Origin of the sequence: Solidesulfovibrio carbinolicus (assembly GCF_004135975.1) — a bacterium.
Taxonomy (GTDB): Bacteria; Desulfobacterota; Desulfovibrionia; order Desulfovibrionales; family Desulfovibrionaceae; genus Solidesulfovibrio; species Solidesulfovibrio carbinolicus.
This window is the reverse complement of the sequence record NZ_CP026538.1, coordinates 1,325,592-1,343,706: the sequence shown is the minus strand read 5'-3', so window position 1 is coordinate 1,343,706 and position 18,115 is coordinate 1,325,592. Positions and strand designations below refer to the sequence as shown.

The 18,115-nt window shown below is 64.3% G+C and carries 10 protein-coding genes and 1 CRISPR repeat array; all 10 genes read left to right on the top strand.

The window, feature by feature from the left end; genetic code table 11:
* Positions 1 to 60 precede the first annotated feature (60 nt).
* The 10 genes from C3Y92_RS05915 (at position 61) to cas2e (ending at position 12,231) form a co-directional block, all read left to right on the top strand.
* Positions 61 to 2,526, top strand: coding sequence for a tetratricopeptide repeat protein (locus C3Y92_RS05915; protein WP_129350576.1), 2,466 nt, complete (start codon positions 61 to 63; stop codon positions 2,524 to 2,526).
* A 9-nt stretch (positions 2,527 to 2,535) separates the two neighbouring features.
* On the top strand, positions 2,536 to 2,925 hold the full coding sequence (locus tag C3Y92_RS21100; protein ID WP_165352073.1) for a hypothetical protein: 390 nt from the start codon (positions 2,536 to 2,538) through the stop codon (positions 2,923 to 2,925).
* Between the two features lie 52 nt (positions 2,926 to 2,977).
* Positions 2,978 to 5,665 carry a CRISPR-associated helicase Cas3' gene (gene cas3 / locus C3Y92_RS05910; protein WP_165352072.1) on the top strand — a complete coding sequence of 896 codons (2,688 nt, stop codon included), beginning with the start codon at positions 2,978 to 2,980 and terminating at the stop codon, positions 5,663 to 5,665.
* Between the two features lie 599 nt (positions 5,666 to 6,264).
* Positions 6,265 to 7,917: a type I-E CRISPR-associated protein Cse1/CasA gene (gene casA / locus C3Y92_RS05905; protein WP_129350571.1), complete on the top strand. Its 1,653-nt coding sequence runs from the start codon at positions 6,265 to 6,267 to the stop codon at positions 7,915 to 7,917.
* Positions 7,914 to 8,438, top strand: coding sequence for a type I-E CRISPR-associated protein Cse2/CasB (gene casB / locus C3Y92_RS05900; protein ID WP_165352071.1), 525 nt, complete (start codon positions 7,914 to 7,916; stop codon positions 8,436 to 8,438). The genes casA and casB overlap by 4 nt, the downstream gene beginning before the upstream one ends.
* Before the next feature lie 13 nt (positions 8,439 to 8,451).
* Positions 8,452 to 9,609 (top strand): type I-E CRISPR-associated protein Cas7/Cse4/CasC, encoded by a 1,158-nt coding sequence (cas7e, locus tag C3Y92_RS05895; RefSeq protein ID WP_129350564.1) that lies wholly within the window; start codon positions 8,452 to 8,454, stop codon positions 9,607 to 9,609.
* A 3-nt stretch (positions 9,610 to 9,612) separates the two neighbouring features.
* Positions 9,613 to 10,413: a type I-E CRISPR-associated protein Cas5/CasD gene (cas5e, locus tag C3Y92_RS05890; RefSeq protein WP_129350561.1), complete on the top strand. Its 801-nt coding sequence runs from the start codon at positions 9,613 to 9,615 to the stop codon at positions 10,411 to 10,413.
* Positions 10,400 to 11,035: a type I-E CRISPR-associated protein Cas6/Cse3/CasE gene (cas6e, locus tag C3Y92_RS05885; protein WP_129350558.1), complete on the top strand. Its 636-nt coding sequence runs from the start codon at positions 10,400 to 10,402 to the stop codon at positions 11,033 to 11,035. Before cas5e ends, cas6e begins: the two co-directional genes overlap by 14 nt.
* A 4-nt stretch (positions 11,036 to 11,039) precedes the next feature.
* Positions 11,040 to 11,951 carry a type I-E CRISPR-associated endonuclease Cas1e gene (gene cas1e / locus C3Y92_RS05880; protein WP_129350555.1) on the top strand — a complete coding sequence of 304 codons (912 nt, stop codon included), beginning with the start codon at positions 11,040 to 11,042 and terminating at the stop codon, positions 11,949 to 11,951.
* Positions 11,932 to 12,231 (top strand): type I-E CRISPR-associated endoribonuclease Cas2e, encoded by a 300-nt coding sequence (gene cas2e, locus C3Y92_RS05875; protein WP_129350552.1) that lies wholly within the window; start codon positions 11,932 to 11,934, stop codon positions 12,229 to 12,231. Before cas1e ends, cas2e begins: the two co-directional genes overlap by 20 nt.
* A gap of 90 nt (positions 12,232 to 12,321) precedes the next feature.
* A CRISPR array of direct repeats spans positions 12,322 to 17,961; the repeat unit is 29 nt; unit sequence GTGTTCCCCGCAGGCGCGGGGATGATCCG.
* Positions 17,962 to 18,115 lie beyond the last annotated feature (154 nt).

Here is an 18,115-nt window from a genome sequence, read left to right as displayed (position 1 = left end):
TCCAGGTCAATCGGTCTTCTGATATACTGAAATGACAGGGTCCCAGAGGGAGCAAGGCCAATGTCCACGCTGCAGCAAGCCCAGGCGGGCGACAACGCCCGCATCATCCAGATCATCGGCGACAACAACTATGTCGGCGACAGTCCCCATCTGTTCATCACCCCGCTGCCGCCGGCACAGCCCGCGCCGACCGAACCGGCCAAGGACGAAGCGTCCCTGCTGCGTCCGGTGATCGAAGCCACGGCGTTTGTGGGACGTGAGCCGCTTCTGGCCGATTTCGGTGCCTGGGCCAATGCCCACGAGGCACAGCGGCCGGTCTCCGTGCGCGTCGTGCACGGCGGCGCGGGCGTCGGCAAAACCCGCTTCGCCCGGGAGCTATGCCGCGCCCTTGGTCCGGACTGGCAGGCAGGCTTCGTCACCAACGCGGAAGCGCGACGAACCCTTGGCCGTGGCAATCTCGGGGCCTGGCAGTGGCGCAAACCCACCCTGATCGTGTTCGATTACGCCCTTTCCCTGGTTGATGCGTTGCGGGTTTGGCTGGAAGAACTGTGCGCCGCGACGCCGCGCGCCCATCCGCTGCGTATCCTGCTGCTGGAGCGGCAGGCCGACGCCCAGAGCGGCTGGCTGGAGCGCCTGTTGCAAAGCGGCTTCGGCCTCAATGAAATGATGCCGCGCGACCTGCTCGACGGCGAGCCGTTGCGGCTGCCGGATCTTTCCTCGCCGGCCGTTCGCATCGGCATCATGCAGAACATGCTTGCCCGCCTGGGCAGCGCGGTGGTCCTGCCGGCCGAAGATACGGACTTCCAGACCCGGCTGGCCGCGACGGACTGGGCCGGCGCGCCGCTCTATCTGATGATGGCGGCCATGGTCATGCACCAACAAGGCGGGGTGGGCGAGGTGCTGCACCTGGGGCGCGTTGATCTGGCGCTGAAGGTGGCGGAGCATGAGCATAAGCGGTTGCTGCTGCCCTGCGGCGACAATGCGTCCATGCAAATCCTGATTGCCCACATGGCCGCTTTTGCGACCCTGCGCGGCGGCATCGGGGCGCGGGATCTTGGCTCGTGCTTGGCTCGTGAAAGAGAAGCACTTGGCTGCAGTGGCAGCGATGTTGCAACGACGAGGCGGCTGCTTTCGGAGCTGCTGCCGGACGGCGGCGAAGGCGTAGCCCCGATCCAGCCCGACATCGTGGGTGAAGCATTTTTGCTCAAGCATCTGGCCGACGGCCAGCAAATCGACGGTACGGACGCAGTGCTGCGGGCTTTTGACGACCGGCCGTCGGAAGTGGCAGCGGTGTTGGTGCGGTGCGTGCAAGATTTTGTGCCGCGCCAGGAAAAGGGCGCTATGGGGCACGCGGAGAAGGCACAGCAGCGGGCGATGAAGTGGCTGCGTGAGTTGGGCGAGATGCCGGAGTTGCCGTTAACCTTACTTTTCACCTTGATTGATGCTCTACCGGACAAGACAGGTATCTTGCTTACTTTAGCTCTAGATTGGCAATTATATGCCGTGACTCGTTTGCGAGTTGAGCCTGCAACGGCTGAAACATATTCAATATTAGCATCTAGCTTAAATAATCTAGCGATTAGATATAGATACGCTGGCCGGATAGATGAAGGGATAAATGCCGCACGCCAATCAGTTTCCATCCGTCGAGACAAAGTCTGCATTGACTCAGACACATTTCTTCCAGAATTGGCCCTAAGCTTAACGACCCTCGCCAACTGCTTAAGCCATGCAGGAAAACAGGAAGAAGCACTTATTTCTGCACTAGAAGCTGTTGATATTCGACGAAGATTATTCGATGCGAAACCAAAATTTTACGAAAAAGACTTAGCACATAGTTTACATGCGTTAGCAATCATTTTCGGTCTTCTCAAGCGTCCTAAAGAAGCACTCCCCATCGCATGGGAAGCGACGGATTTGTTCATTGAGTTGGCAACTATTGATCCAAAAAACTATCTCTCTAAACTAGCGGCCAGTTTTACATGTCTCAGCAATAGACTTAGCGGAGCTGGAAACATTGACGAAGCTATTTATATCAACTGTGAAGCAGTTGCCCAATATCGAGAACTTGTTGTCGAGCAACCCGATGCCAACAAACCAGGATTGGCCATGAGCCTCAACAACCTAGCCCATAAACTCCGTAAAAAAGAAAAGCCGGGAAAAGCCCTCCCATTTTCCCGCGAAGCGGTATCTCTTTTTCGCGGATTGGCCACTATTTACCCCAGCGCCTTCCAAGCAGATCTAGCCATGAGCCTCAGCACGTTATCACGTATATTGTCTGCCCTCGTCTCACATAAACAAGAAGCACTTGCCATCTCAAGGGAAACCGCTCACCTATATCGCGCTTTAACACAGGAACATTCCGACACCTTTCGGGATGATTTTCACGAAGCGATGACCACTTGGCTTGCGCTATCCAAGAACATCTCACGTCAAGAAGCCGATGCCCTACTCAAACAGGATTTATTGTCTCATAGCCTTTCGCTCTTCAAAGATATGGATGAAAGTCACGCCCCAACCACTTAAGGAGACCTCATGGATATCCAAACCCTGACCGACCTCGCCTTAAGCGCTCTGGTCGCCGCCCAGTCCGGAGCCGCCACGGCCATCACCGACGCCGCGACCAAACTCGGCAAAGCCTGCGTGGAGAAACTTGCCGCGCTGGTCAAAACCCGCTTCGCCAAGGACGGCGAAGGCGCGACCAACGCCCTCGCCGCTCTGGAGAACAATCCCGCCGATGCCGGAGCGCAGAAAACCGTGCGCCGACGCCTGGAAGGACTCCTCGACGAAGACCGGGACTTTGCCGCCGAGATCAAGGCCATCATCGGGACGGTCCCCATCGACAAATCCCAACACCAGACCGCAACAGCCGGCGACAACAGCACCGTCACCCAGATTCAGGGCAGCGGCAACACGGTCGGCTGAGAAACGCCGACCACGGGCCGCGCCGCCGACAACCGATACCCCGGGACACGCCATGTACCGCTATTGGGGCAAAGCCGCCAAAGACAGCGCGGCCCATCATCTGCTCGTCTGCCATTGCCTCGACGTCGCCGCGACGCTGCACGCCCTGCTCGACGCCGACACGCGCCTGCGCCAACGTCTCTACGCCCTGGCCCCGGCCGTGGCCCCGGCGGACCTCGACGCGCTGCTGGCGTACTTCGCCGTGCTCCACGATCTCGGCAAATTCGCTCCGGCCTTCCAGCAGTATCGACCGGATATCGTGGACGCTCTCGGTGGGCCGCCGGCAAAGCGCGTCAACAACGACCACCACAGCCACCTGGGCAAGGCCATCTTTCTGGACGATGACATCGCGGATGCCTGGCAGCCCTCCTTCCTGTGCCGCGACGGCTGGCTGCACATGGACACCCTCGGTCCCCTGGCCGACGCCGCTTTCGGGCATCACGGCAAGCCGCCGCAACCCCTTGCGGAAAGCAACCTGCGCCTTCCCGCCGCCACCACTGCGGCCATTCGGCAGTTCATTGGCGAGGTCGGGGCCATGTTCCTGCCCGCCCCCCTGGCCCTGCCCGGCGGCGACGAGGCCCTCCAGGCGTTTCGCCCCGTGTCCTGGCTCTTTGCCGGGTTGCTGGTCGTGGCCGACTGGCTTGCTTCGGGCCAGGGCTTTGCCTACTGCGACACGCCCATGCCCCTTGCCGCCTACTTGACCGAGCGCGCCCTGCCCCAGGCCCGGGCCGCCGTGGCCGCTTGCGGCATCCTTTCCCCGCCGCCGCGTCAGGGCAGCGGATTTCACGACCTGCTGCCGCATATCAGGAAGAAGTATGCGCCTACGCCGTTGCAGGCCCATGTTTTGGAAATCGCCGGGCTGGACAGAGGGCCGCGCCTGTTCATTTTCGAGGATGTGACCGGGGCCGGCAAGACCGAGGCGGCCGTGCTCGCCGCCCATGGCGTCATGGCGGGCGGCGAGGCCCAGGGGCTGTATGTCGGCCTGCCCACCATGGCCACGGCCAACGGCATGTACGCCCGGCTGGCCCCGTCCTACCGGGCGCTTTTCGAGGAAACCGAAGACGCCCAGCCGTCGCTCATGCTGGCCCACAGCGCGCGCCGCATCCATGACGATTTTTCGCGCAGCATCGGCCTTGAGCGCGGCCGTGCCGGCGACGGCGACCTGGAGGACGGCACGGCGGCGGACGGCGGCGCGTTTTGCGCCTCCTGGCTGGCGGACAACGCCAAGAAATCCCTGCTCGCCCCGTGCGGCGTGGGGACGCTGGATCAGGCGCTGCTGGCCGCGCTGCCGGCCAAGCACCAGTGTCTGCGCCTGCTCGGCCTTGGCCGCAACGTCCTTGTGGCCGACGAGGTGCATGCCTACGATCCCTACACCACCCGGCTGCTGGAAGCGCTCCTCACCTTTCAGGCCGGCCTTGGCGGCAGCGCCGTGCTGCTCTCGGCCACCCTGCCCCGACGCGTAAAGCAGGGTCTGGCCGCCGCCTTTTGCCGGGGAGCCGGCTATCCGACCCCAACGCTTTCGGCTGGCCCATTGCCCCTGGCCACCCGGCTGGCCGACGGCGTTTTTTCGGAAACGCCGCTGCCGCAAACCCGCACCCTGTCCGTAGCCGTGGCCCTGTGCCACGACGTTGCCGAAGCTTATGACCGGCTGGCTGCCGTCCATGCCGCCGGCGGCTGCGCCATCATGGTCTGCAACACCGTGGACCGAGCCATGGCGGCGCGAGACCTGCTGGCTCAACGCCTGCCGCCAGAGGACGTCCTGCTCTTTCACGCCCGCTTTGCCTTGTGCGACCGATTGGCCATGGAGGAGCGGGTGTTGACGATCTTCGGCAAGGACTCCACGCAAGAGACACGGCGCGGGAAAATTCTTGTATCCACTCAAATAGTTGAACAATCACTAGATGTTGACGCTGACTTTCTAGTGACGGAGCTGGCCCCCATGGAGCTTATCCTACAGCGGGCCGGCCGGTGCCAGCGTCATGACCGGGACTGGCGGCCGGCGGGGTTTGCCGGGCCGTCCGTGCTGGTTGTTTCGCCGCCTGCCGTGGACGAGCCGGGGCTGGGCTGGGGCGAAGCCGAGCTTGGGAAGGGCCTTTACGTCTATCCCGGCCATGACGTGCTTTGGCGCACGGCGCGGCTTTTGTCGATGTGCCAGCGCATTGAGCTGCCCCGGCAGGCGCGGGAGCTGGTCGAGGGCGCGTACGATGTCGACGCGTTGCCGACGCCGGGGGCGCTTGCCTCGGCCGAGGACAAGCAGGCCGGCAAGGCCAGTGCCGAGAAAAGCCTGGCTACGGCCAACTGTCTGGATTTTCATCAAGGGTATGGGGCCGACGCGGCTTCCGGTCTCTGGTACGACGACCGCGTGACGCCAACGCGCCTTGGGGATGAGCGGGTGACGCTGCGGCTTTTGCGGGTGGTAGCGGACGGTTTGGCCTTATGGGCCGAAGACGGGCTGGACGCGGCGACGTGCGCCCGCTCGGAAGTGTCTGTGCCGCTGCGCCGGGGCAGGGCGCTGACGGCTGTCGGCGAGTGGGAAAGCCGGCTGGCCGCCTTTGCCGCCACCCTGCCCGACCAGGGGCGTTGGGTAACGCTGGCGCCCTTTATCGAAACGGAAGCTCCCGGCGTCTGGCGCTGTGCCCTGCCGGGAACCGGGGCGGTTTATAGTCGGGGGGAAGGGTTAATCTATGAAAATAATAAATAACAACTTATTGTTGACAGACTCCCGATGGAATCCGTATGATTTTTGATGGCTCTTGCTCCATGCGTGTTCACTTTTGTGAGAACGAAAGAGTCTGTTCCCCTCCAGTGAGGGGATGATCCGTTTGTGGCCACAGCGCCGTGATTTAATTACGGAAGTTCCCCGCAAAAGTGGGGATTTTAAAAAAATTAAGTTTGTAGCTACAGCGCCTATTGCAAACAAACTCCAGTTATCCTATCTAGCAATTGCCGGTTGGGCGTAGCCACACGCCCAACCGACGCCTTCCACGGCTTGATGCTCGTGAACAGCTAGCAATCATTCACTAGCAATTCGTCCGTGCCGAGGCAAACCCTTAATCCCTTACCTGCGCACACGCGCAAAGGGGGATGCCCTTATGGCATGCCATCGTACCAAGCGGATCTTATTTCTCGCTCTCTCCACCTCCGGAGAGAGACTGATCGTGCTCCTCATCATCGTCATAATATCGCTCCTCTAACCCCCGCCAGCCCGGACGGGCTTTCTCGTTTTGCCGTTCGGGCTGGCAACCGCCTTGATTATTATGTATTCATATAGAAAACACGAACTCGTGGAGCGAAAAACCAATGCCCGCTTTCAATCTTCTGACGCAAGACTGGATTCCGGTTCGCCGGGTCGACGGGACGCGCCTGCGTATCCCGCCCTGGCGCATCACCGATCCTGGCGACGGATCGCCAGAGCAAGCCATCGCCGACATCGATACGCCGCGCCCCGACTTCAAAGGCGCGCTGCTCGAACTGCTCGTCGGCCTCGTGCAAACCGCCCTGCCCCCGGCCGATATCCGAAAATGGCGGCTCGGATTCAGCGGTTCCCAACCCCACCTCGCCCCTGACGCCTATGCGCCCGAGGCCCTCAAGGCTGCCTTTGCACCGCTTGTCCCCTTCTTCAACCTTTTCGGCGACCGGCCGCGCTTTCTCCAGGATTTCACCCTCACTGAAGCCGAGGCCAAGGAACCGTCCCCGGTGGGCGCGCTGCTCATGGATTCGCCCGGCGAGAACGCCACAAAAAACAACAGCGACTTCTTCATCAAACGCGACCAGCCGCCCCAAAGCCTGTGCCCGGCCTGCGCCGCCGCCGCCCTAGCCGCCTTACAGACCTACGCCCCAGCGGGCGGGGCCGGGCACCGTGTCTCCCTGCGCGGCGGGGGGCCGCTGACAACCCTTGTCATGCTTGACGATTCGCTCTGGAAAACCGTCTGGGCCAACGTGCTGCCCCTGGATGCGGCCGGCGTCGAAGCCCTGCCGGCCGAGGCCGCCGCCCTGCCCGGCGCGGTCTTCCCCTGGCTGGCCGCCACCCGCGACAGCACGGCCAAGGGCAGTGAAGTCCACCGCGACGGCATGCACTTCCTGCACCACTACTGGGCCATGCCCCGGCGCATCGTGCTTGCCACCCAAACCGACGACGCGCCTTCGGCCTGCCCGGTGTGCGGCCAGACAGGCAACGTCTTCGTGCGCCAATACTGGACCAAAAACTACGGCAACAACTACGGCGACGGCTGGCGGCATCCGCTGACTCCCTACCGCGACCAGGGGCCGGGCAAGGAGCCCCTGACCATCAAGGGCGAAAGCGAAGGCCGCGCCTACAACCAGTGGCTGGGCTTCGTTTATGGAGCCATGGACGACAAGAAATCTGTCCTGCCGGCCCAGGTCGTCAGCCACTACCGGGACGCTTCGCCGCCCGAGCAGCAAACGCCCGCCCGGCTGCGCACCTTCGGCTGGGACATGGACAACATGAAGGCGCGCAACTGGTGCGAGGGCGAATATCCCATCTACGACCTCAAGGGACGCGAGGCCAAACGGTTCATTGGCGAGGTCGCGCCGCTGATCAAGGCGGCGGAAGAAGCCTGCGGCAATCTGCGCCGGGCCGTGCATGAAGCGCTCTTCTCGGAAAACGGCCAAAAGCCCAAACCCGATGCAACGTTGTTGACCGTGGTCGAGGCCCGGTTCTGGGCCGAGACGGAAACAGCGTTTTATGCGGCCGCCCGCGCGGTTCTGGATGCGCCGGACGACGAGGATGCCCTCGCCGCTATTGCTGTCGGCTGGCGCGACACGCTCCTGGCTGCCATCGGAGCCATCTTCGCCGCCGTCGCCGAAGACGGCGGCACAACGCCTCGCAAAGCCCGGCAGATCTACGCGGCGCTCAATCGGATGCGGGCCTACACCTTTGTCAGTTGCTCGAAAATCCTCGGCATCACGCCCAAAAAGGAGGCGAAACCGTGACCACGCTCCAATCCCTGCTCTACGGCGATGAGCCGCCAAGCGCCGCCTTTTGGGCCGAGCTGCGCAAATGGTGGGCGAGCCTTAACGACAACCGGGGGGCAAGGGCCAGATTGCGCCGGGCCAAGACCCCCGACGAGGTCTTCGTCTCGCCCGACTACCAGCGAGGCCTGTTGCCGCTGCTGAAAGCCGCCGGCGTCGAGATGGAGCCCAAGGACGCCGCCAGACTGGCCCGGGCCGTGGGCGTGCTGGCGCATGTGCGCACCCTGCTGGCTGAAGGCCATTTTGCCCGCCAGCTCGCCCCGATCGAATCGGGACAGGAATCCGTGCGCGACCCGCGCTTTAAAAAACTGCTGGCCACAACCGACCCGGACGACCTGTTTCTCATGCTGCGCCGGCTCGTCGCCTACCTCGGCGGCACGGCCGAGTTGCGCAGTCTCGTGACCGGAGCGTCCGATTGGACCGACAAAACCCGCCGCGCCTGGGCTATTCAATACTACGTCAACCGACCTGCCAAAAGATAAGGGAGAAATCGCCATGTCCCGATTCATCCAGCTCCATATCCTGACCAGCTACCCGGCCGCCAATCTCAACCGCGACGACCTGGGCGCGCCCAAGTCGATGCGCTTTGGCGAGGCCAACCGGCTGCGGGTCTCCTCCCAGAGCCTCAAGCGCGCCTGGCGCACCTCCGATACCTTCAAGGCGACCCTGGGTAAGGAACACCTGGGCGTGCGCACCAAGGAACTCGGCCGCAAAGTTTATTGCGCCCTGACCCAGGGGGCCGACCTCGACGCCGTGTGGGACGATCCCGACGCTACGGGCGGCCTGCCTACCCTTAAGGAAAAACCGGCCATGGAAATTGCCCGCACCATCGCCGGCGTCTTCGGCAAGGTCAAAAAGGAATACGACCCCAAGGGCGACAAGGAAACCGATCCGGTCAAAACACGCGAAGCCTTGCTCGAATCCCTGGAGATCGAACAGCTCGCCCATGTGAGCCAGGAAGAACGCCAAGCCGTGGCCGAACTGACTAAGGCCTGCCGCGCCTCGGGCAAAACCCCGGCCGGCGAGGCGCTTTCCCTCCTGCGCAGCGACGCCAAGGCCGCCGACATCGCCATGTTCGGCCGGATGCTCGCCGCCAGCGCCCGGTTCAACGTCGAAGCCGCCGTGCAGGTGGCCCACGCCGTCACCGTGCATCGGGCCGTGGCCGAGGACGACTTCTTCACCGCCGTCGACGACCTCAACCGCGACGACGCCGGAGCCGGCCACATGGGGGTCTCGGAATTCGGGGCCGGTCTGTACTACCTGTATATCTGCATCGACCGGGAACTGCTGGCCGAAAACCTCGGAGGCGATGCGGCGCTTGTCCAAAAAGCCCTGGCGGCGCTGACCGCCGCCGCCTGCACCGTGGCTCCGACAGGCAAGCAGGCCAGCTACGCTTCCCGCGCCTACGCCTGCTACGCCCTGGCCGAAAAAGGCGACGACACGCCGCGCAACCTCTCCCTGGCCTTCCTCAAGCCCGTGGGCGAAACAGAAGAGGAACACGACGGCAACATCGGCGAAACAGCCATTGGCCGGTTGGTCAAAACCAAAGCAAACATGGACAAGATCTACGGACAAACGCTCCCGCCGAAGTGCTTCAATGTCTTCACCGGGGAAGGCTCCCTGGCCGAGTTGGCCGCCTTTGTGGCGGAGTAGGCCATGGCCCGTTACCTCACCTTCCAACTCTACGGCATGTTGGCCGCTTACGGGCTTGTGGCCGTGGGCGAGGTGCGGCCAAGCGCCAGCCTGCCCACGCGCTCGGCCGTGTTCGGGCTGCTGGCCGCCTGCCTGGGCATCCGCCGCCATGAGGAAACGCGCCTGGCCGCCTTGTCCGACGGCTACGCCCTGGCCGTGCGGGTGGACGCGCCAGGGACGCAACTCCTGGATTACCACACCATCCAGACGCCGCCGGAAAAAAGCAAACGCGTCTACCGCACCCGCGCCGACGAACTCGGCGGTCTGCTCGGCATCGACGAGCCGCCTTATACCGTCCTGTCCAGACGGGGTTACCTGTGCGACGCGCATTTCACGGCCTGCCTGACTCCGGCCGCCAAGCCCTCGACCGGCCCGGCCGCGCCCCACAGCCTGGAGGAACTGGCCGAAGCCCTGCGGCGACCGGTCCTGCCCCCCTACCTTGGCCGCAAATGCTGCCCGCCGTCGCTGCCCTTCGCGCCGCGCGTCGGGGATTACGACAACCTGGAAGCGGCGCTGGCCGATTACCCGCTAAGCCGCCTGGCTTTCCCAACAGGGCGCAAACCTTCTACCCCTGCCGTGGTCTATGCCGACAACAACGACGCCCTCACTCTCGAAAAGGTGACCAACCGGCCGCTGGTGCGCGACCGCACGGTGCAGCATGGGCGGCGGCTTTTTGAGGAACGCCGGGCCGTGGCCGGGGTGACCGCGCCCGGCGTGGTCACCCCCCGGGACAAGGACAAGGAGGCCGGCCATGTTTCTTGCTAAGCTGCAACTGCGCACCAAGGAAGCCATTTTCAAAAACGTCTACGACGCGCATCAGGCCTTGTGGGAGCTTTTCGCCGACAGGCCGGACCGCAAGCGTGATTTCCTGTTCCGGGAGATCGACGCCGAGAACTATCTGGCCGTGTCGGCCCGCGAGCCTGTGGACCGCAAAGGCGTTTGGCGGCTGGCCGTCAAACCGTACGCACCGAAACTGGCCGAGGGCGACAGGCTTTATGTCTCGCTGCGGGCCAATGCCGTGGTCAAACGCCAGCGGGAAGACGGCGGCCAGGACCGTTTCGACGTGGTGCAGGACGCGCGCAAACGCTTTCAGGCCGCTGGCGTCGAACCGCCGCCGCGCGCGGTCCTGGCCCAGGAGTGCGGGGGCAAGTGGCTGCTGGCTCGACAAGCGGAACTCGGGCTTTGCTTCGAGGATTTGAGTCTTGTGGTCGAAAGCTACACCAAACGCCAGTATTGGCGCGACGGCCGCAAAGTGACCCTGGGAACGCTGGATTTTGCCGGATTTGCCCAGGTCTGCGACCCCGACAAGGCGCTTGGTGCGTTGTTCACAGGCGTTGGCCCGGCCAAGGGGCTGGGCTGCGGCTTGATGCTGGTCCGGCGGGCCTGACGCCATGTTGCCGCGCCTTGCCCAGTTGCCGCTCAAGGAACGGGCCTCCATGGTCTTTTTGGAGAAAGGCAACCTGGACGTGCTGGACGGCGCGTTCGTGGTCGTGGACGCCACCGGGACGCGCACGCACATCCCGGTTGGCGGCGTGGCCTGCATTCTGCTGGAACCGGGCATGCGCGTGAGCCATGCGGCCGTGGCCCTGGCCGCCCGTGCGGGCACGCTGCTCACCTGGGTCGGGGAGGCCGGAGTGCGTCTTTACGCCTCCGGCCAGCCCGGCGGGGCGCGTAGCGACAAGCTGCTGTATCAGGCGGCCTTGGCGCTTGATCCCGAGGCCAGGACGAAAGTGGTGCGCAGTATGTTCACATTGCGCTTTGGCGAGGAAGCGCCGTCACGGCGCAGCGTCGATCAGCTGCGCGGCATCGAGGGCACGCGCGTGCGCGAGATGTACAAGCTGCTCGCCAAGCAATACCGCGTGCCGTGGTCGGGCCGGAAGTACGATCCGCGCGAATGGGGCAGCGGCGATCTGCCCAACCGCTGCCTGAGCGCGGCCACGGCCTGCCTGCACGGGCTTTGCGAGGCGGCGATTCTGGCGGCGGGCTATGCGCCGGCCATCGGTTTTTTGCACACCGGCAAGCCGCGAAGTTTCGTTTACGACATCGCCGACATCTATAAGTTCGATACGGTGGTACCAGTGGCGTTTCGGGTGGCCGGTCAATCGCCGGCCGAGCCGGAACGCGTTGTGCGCTTGGCCTGTCGAGACCGGTTTCGAGAGTCGAAGTTGTTGTCGCGCATCATACCGGAGATCGAAGACGTGTTGTCGGCCGGGGGGCTTCCCGTGCCGCAAGCGCCGTCGGAGGCGGTTGGTCCGGCTTTCGCGGACGAGGAGGGGCTTGGGGATGATGGTCATCGTCCTTGAGAACGCCCCACCTCGTCTGCGCGGCCGCCTGGCAGTATGGCTGCTGGAGATCCGGGCCGGTGTGTATGTGGGCAATTACTCCGTGAAGGTCCGTGAGATGATCTGGCATACCGTCGAGGCCGGGATTGAGGACGGCAACGCGGTGATGGCCTGGAGCGCGCGGAGCGAATCGGGCTTCGAGTTTCGCACCCTGGGGCCGAATCGTCGTATCTCGTGTGATTTTGACGGGTTAAATCTTGTATCGTTCCTGCCCTTGGCATCGCCCGAGGGAGCCGAATAACCAATTGCGTTCATTGACAATTTATAAAGTGTATTCGGTAGCTTCCTAGATGTTGAAAAACATCTGTGGATTCAGGGTTCTGGCGTACCAGTGTTCCCCGCAGGCGCGGGGATGATCCGACAGGATAAACCACCTGGGCAACGCCGTCTACGTGTTCCCCGCAGGCGCGGGGATGATCCGGCCAACATGCCGCACACGCCAGCCATGGTCTTGTGTTCCCCGCAGGCGCGGGGATGATCCGTGCCGCTGCTGACTTACTCAAGGAGCCCACATGTGTTCCCCGCAGGCGCGGGGATGATCCGCAAGCGTGGTCGGTCCCTGCCCTGTGAAGAGAGTGTTCCCCGCAGGCGCGGGGATGATCCGCTGCTCGCCCAGGGCGGCGATCGTCGCCTTGAGTGTTCCCCGCAGGCGCGGGGATGATCCGCTCCTCACGGCGGCGGGTGAAAATGTCCTCAAGTGTTCCCCGCAGGCGCGGGGATGATCCGCAATCACAAACGAGGCACTGGACTTGGCCCGCGTGTTCCCCGCAGGCGCGGGGATGATCCGCGATCCTCCGCAAACACGGCGGCATGGCCGCAGTGTTCCCCGCAGGCGCGGGGATGATCCGTCCTCATCACGTTTGCGAGAAAGAAAAACGCCGTGTTCCCCGCAGGCGCGGGGATGATCCGACCTGTGCGCCGTCGTTGTGCGCCATTTCCAGGTGTTCCCCGCAGGCGCGGGGATGATCCGGTCGTGCTCGTTGGGTCAGGCTACACGTTTTCGTGTTCCCCGCAGGCGCGGGGATGATCCGGCAGAGACGCACCCAAAATTTAACGACTCTAAGTGTTCCCCGCAGGCGCGGGGATGATCCGCGTAACGCCGAGGCTATCCGCACCGGCAAGCTGTGTTCCCCGCAGGCGCGGGGATGATCCGCTGGACGCCCGGAGATCATGCCGACCACGAGAGTGTTCCCCGCAGGCGCGGGGATGATCCGTCCCCCACGACGATGACGCCCCCGGCCCTGGCGTGTTCCCCGCAGGCGCGGGGATGATCCGCCCGCTACGGGGACGCTGACCCCGGAAATCCAGTGTTCCCCGCAGGCGCGGGGATGATCCGGGACGGGGTAAGGTTATCTGTCTGGATTTTTAGTGTTCCCCGCAGGCGCGGGGATGATCCGCCCGTGCCGCCTTTGCCCGCGTGGCCGCCGAGGTGTTCCCCGCAGGCGCGGGGATGATCCGCCCGCGCCCTCTACCGAGACGGCCGAGTTCGCGTGTTCCCCGCAGGCGCGGGGATGATCCGTTGAAATACCCGATCCGGCCAGGGATATGGCGGTGTTCCCCGCAGGCGCGGGGATGATCCGTAATCCGCGCTGGTGCAGGGCCAGGGCTTCGGGTGTTCCCCGCAGGCGCGGGGATGATCCGGCCTTACGGTTGGTTATTTTACTGTGAATGTCGTGTTCCCCGCAGGCGCGGGGATGATCCGTGTTCGCGGAGGGTGGGCGCGACTTTTCGGCGGTGTTCCCCGCAGGCGCGGGGATGATCCGACGCCTTAGACGCCAACACGCGCCAAGACGCCGTGTTCCCCGCAGGCGCGGGGATGATCCGGGCGGATCGGCCCCGGCCGAGGTGAGCAACGAGTGTTCCCCGCAGGCGCGGGGATGATCCGCCGACGCGGGTGACGGGTTTGGTCTATCCGGTGTGTTCCCCGCAGGCGCGGGGATGATCCGGTCAACACGATGAACCCGGGCCGGCCGAACGCGTGTTCCCCGCAGGCGCGGGGATGATCCGGTCTTCCGGGATGCCGTCGCCGACGCCCATGGGTGTTCCCCGCAGGCGCGGGGATGATCCGGCCTGCACCTTGAGCTTTGCCAGGGCAACCGCGTGTTCCCCGCAGGCGCGGGGATGATCCGACGGGCCACGCCAAGCGTGTTTATCGCATCACGTGTTCCCCGCAGGCGCGGGGATGATCCGATCGCGGAGCAGACGCTGGACGAGGAACCCTTGTGTTCCCCGCAGGCGCGGGGATGATCCGGCAGGCGTCGTGCCGTTCGGGTTCCACGGCATGTGTTCCCCGCAGGCGCGGGGATGATCCGAACGCCAACGTCAAAATAGTGGGCGACTGCAAGTGTTCCCCGCAGGCGCGGGGATGATCCGGCCACGACGGCCACGGGGGCGGAAATCAACGAGTGTTCCCCGCAGGCGCGGGGATGATCCGCACGAAAACGCACAGCCGCCAGACGTTCGCCCGTGTTCCCCGCAGGCGCGGGGATGATCCGAATACCAGTAGTGGCCCGCTGGAACTCTTCTCGTGTTCCCCGCAGGCGCGGGGATGATCCGCGCATCACGCAGAACGTGGTCTACACCGGCTCGTGTTCCCCGCAGGCGCGGGGATGATCCGTCCTGGCCTGGGGCGTGGCGCAGGAGACGTGGGTGTTCCCCGCAGGCGCGGGGATGATCCGATCGATAGTCTTCTCGTCGGGTAGTTCTTTGTGTGTTCCCCGCAGGCGCGGGGATGATCCGGGCATAGCTGATTCCAGCAAGCTCGCCAGCGAGTGTTCCCCGCAGGCGCGGGGATGATCCGGTCTGCGGCAGATGATTGAGCAATAGCCGAAAGTGTTCCCCGCAGGCGCGGGGATGATCCGGCCGCAATATCCTTCGCTCCTGACAAACCGCAGTGTTCCCCGCAGGCGCGGGGATGATCCCCTCCAAGGTAGGATTCCCGGTCGAGAAACGCCGTGTTCCCCGCAGGCGCGGGGATGATCCGATGTAGGCCATCACGGGCGTGATCCGATCACCGTGTTCCCCGCAGGCGCGGGGATGATCCGCCGGTGGCGGTCAAGGCGGCAATGGCGGCGGAGTGTTCCCCGCAGGCGCGGGGATGATCCGGAGGCCTTTCGTGTCCATTGGCCGCCATTCCAGTGTTCCCCGCAGGCGCGGGGATGATCCGGGCGGATCGCATACGGCGATGGTGCTTCGCCTGTGTTCCCCGCAGGCGCGGGGATGATCCGCCCTGCTTAACGGCGACGGCCTCATAAAAATCGTGTTCCCCGCAGGCGCGGGGATGATCCGGCCCACGCCGCCGGCACGGTGACGATCAAGCTGTGTTCCCCGCAGGCGCGGGGATGATCCGAAAACGTCTCTGGCATCGTTTCCCAACTGTTTGTGTTCCCCGCAGGCGCGGGGATGATCCGGGAAGGTCTTTTGCCTTAATTGCATTTGCATCGTGTTCCCCGCAGGCGCGGGGATGATCCGGCCGGCGAAGTGTGTGAACTTTACTGGCAGACGTGTTCCCCGCAGGCGCGGGGATGATCCGTCCGTGATGCGCCCGGCCCGGTCCGTGTCTGAGTGTTCCCCGCAGGCGCGGGGATGATCCGGCGATTCTTTGAGCATGTCCCGGATGGACTTGGTGTTCCCCGCAGGCGCGGGGATGATCCGCCCTGACCGGGCAACGGGTCTCGCTCCAGCGCGTGTTCCCCGCAGGCGCGGGGATGATCCGACATTTTTGTCCCGCAGTCCATCACGTTTACCGTGTTCCCCGCAGGCGCGGGGATGATCCGGGCCGTCGCTCGGGCCTTTTCGCCCTGCATCAGTGTTCCCCGCAGGCGCGGGGATGATCCGGGTATCTACCGGGGGCGCATGGGGTTCTATCCGTGTTCCCCGCAGGCGCGGGGATGATCCGCCGCCCCCGGTCCTCTCGGTCAGCCCGGCGCGGTGTTCCCCGCAGGCGCGGGGATGATCCGCGCCGAGGCAGACCCCTCTATCTGGGTCATGCGTGTTCCCCGCAGGCGCGGGGATGATCCGGCCCCGGCGTCAACGGCTTTGGACAGGCCCTTGTGTTCCCCGCAGGCGCGGGGATGATCCGAGGCGTGGATAGCGGCGCAGGGGCCGGTGAGAGTGTTCCCCGCAGGCGCGGGGATGATCCGACCCTTAGCCTCAAGATCGATAGTCTTCTCGTATGTTCCCCGCAGGCGCGGGGATGATCCGGCTCTCCATCTTGGACGCCACGCCGGAAATGAGTGTTCCCCGCAGGCGCGGGGATGATCCGATTGGCATCGAGGGCCGCCTTTCTCGACTCCTGTGTTCCCCGCAGGCGCGGGGATGATCCGACGACATCCGCTACCTCCTCGACAGAAACGAGGTGTTCCCCGCAGGCGCGGGGATGATCCGTTCCACTTCTTTCCTTGGTGGATTGACGAAGAGTGTTCCCCGCAGGCGCGGGGATGATCCGGTGGCTGACGCTTATTCGGCCAGGATGCAAGAGTGTTCCCCGCAGGCGCGGGGATGATCCGTCAAACTTGCCCCTGGCTTATGCCAAGCGCATGTGTTCCCCGCAGGCGCGGGGATGATCCGCCTCATCGCCCGCCCCCGGCCAGGGTGGGTTTGTGTTCCCCGCAGGCGCGGGGATGATCCGGTGGAAGCCTGGGTCGAAGGCCTGCCGGAGCAGTGTTCCCCGCAGGCGCGGGGATGATCCGGACAGGGAGAGAGGCCGGACGAGGGAGCTTTAGTGTTCCCCGCAGGCGCGGGGATGATCCGGCCCTGCGCCAGGAGCGCGCCCACGCCCTGGGGTGTTCCCCGCAGGCGCGGGGATGATCCGCTGGTCGTCGCCATCCTGGGTCTGCTGGCCGTGTGTTCCCCGCAGGCGCGGGGATGATCCGGACGCCGAGGCCGAAATGGCGGGGCAGAAGAAGTGTTCCCCGCAGGCGCGGGGATGATCCGCCGTCTCCTGCGTAGCCCTGGCCATAATGCGCGTGTTCCCCGCAGGCGCGGGGATGATCCGCAAACCGGCCACTGCATCGGCTGCATTTACCGGTGTTCCCCGCAGGCGCGGGGATGATCCGGACAACCGCGACGGGTTGTCGGCCTCTCTTGGGTGTTCCCCGCAGGCGCGGGGATGATCCGTAGGTGGGCGCGGCCGACGTGGCCCGGGCCAGGTGTTCCCCGCAGGCGCGGGGATGATCCGGCCTGCGGACATTGCCTCAGGCACAAACTCAGGTGTTCCCCGCAGGCGCGGGGATGATCCGTTCGATATCTAACCTTAACCGTACAGGAGACTGTGTTCCCCGCAGGCGCGGGGATGATCCGAGTCCTGCTTTCAAACTTCTCTTCCAGCTCCTGTGTTCCCCGCAGGCGCGGGGATGATCCGCCGTCTCCTGCGTAGCCCTGGCCATAATGCGCGTGTTCCCCGCAGGCGCGGGGATGATCCGCAAACCGGCCACTGCATCGGCTGCATTTACCGGTGTTCCCCGCAGGCGCGGGGATGATCCGGACAACCGCGACGGGTTGTCGGCCTCTCTTGGGTGTTCCCCGCAGGCGCGGGGATGATCCGTTCGATATCTAACCTTAACCGTACAGGAGACTGTGTTCCCCGCAGGCGCGGGGATGATCCGAGTCCTGCTTTCAAACTTCTCTTCCAGCTCCTGTGTTCCCCGCAGGCGCGGGGATGATCCGACCGCCAAGAAGGACGCGGCCGGCAAGCCGGTGTGTTCCCCGCAGGCGCGGGGATGATCCGAGCACCCATGATTTTGGCGCGAGTGGTGGCAAGTGTTCCCCGCAGGCGCGGGGATGATCCGCCGGATATGTTGTGGCCGATCCAGTTGAGCGTGTGTTCCCCGCAGGCGCGGGGATGATCCGACGCTCGTCTCGACGCTCAACGCCTACGGCGAGTGTTCCCCGCAGGCGCGGGGATGATCCGAACTGACGTTCTCGCCGGTCTTCGGCATGATGTGTTCCCCGCAGGCGCGGGGATGATCCGACAGTCTTTTGAAAGAATCAGCTACCACCGGCATAGCCGGTGGTATGATGATGCCCCCTCGAAGGGGGCTAACGACTCAAGAATAAGAAACTTCCGGTATCATGCCATTATGAATCACTTGTCGGATTGATTACCGAAGGCCAGATTCCCGGAA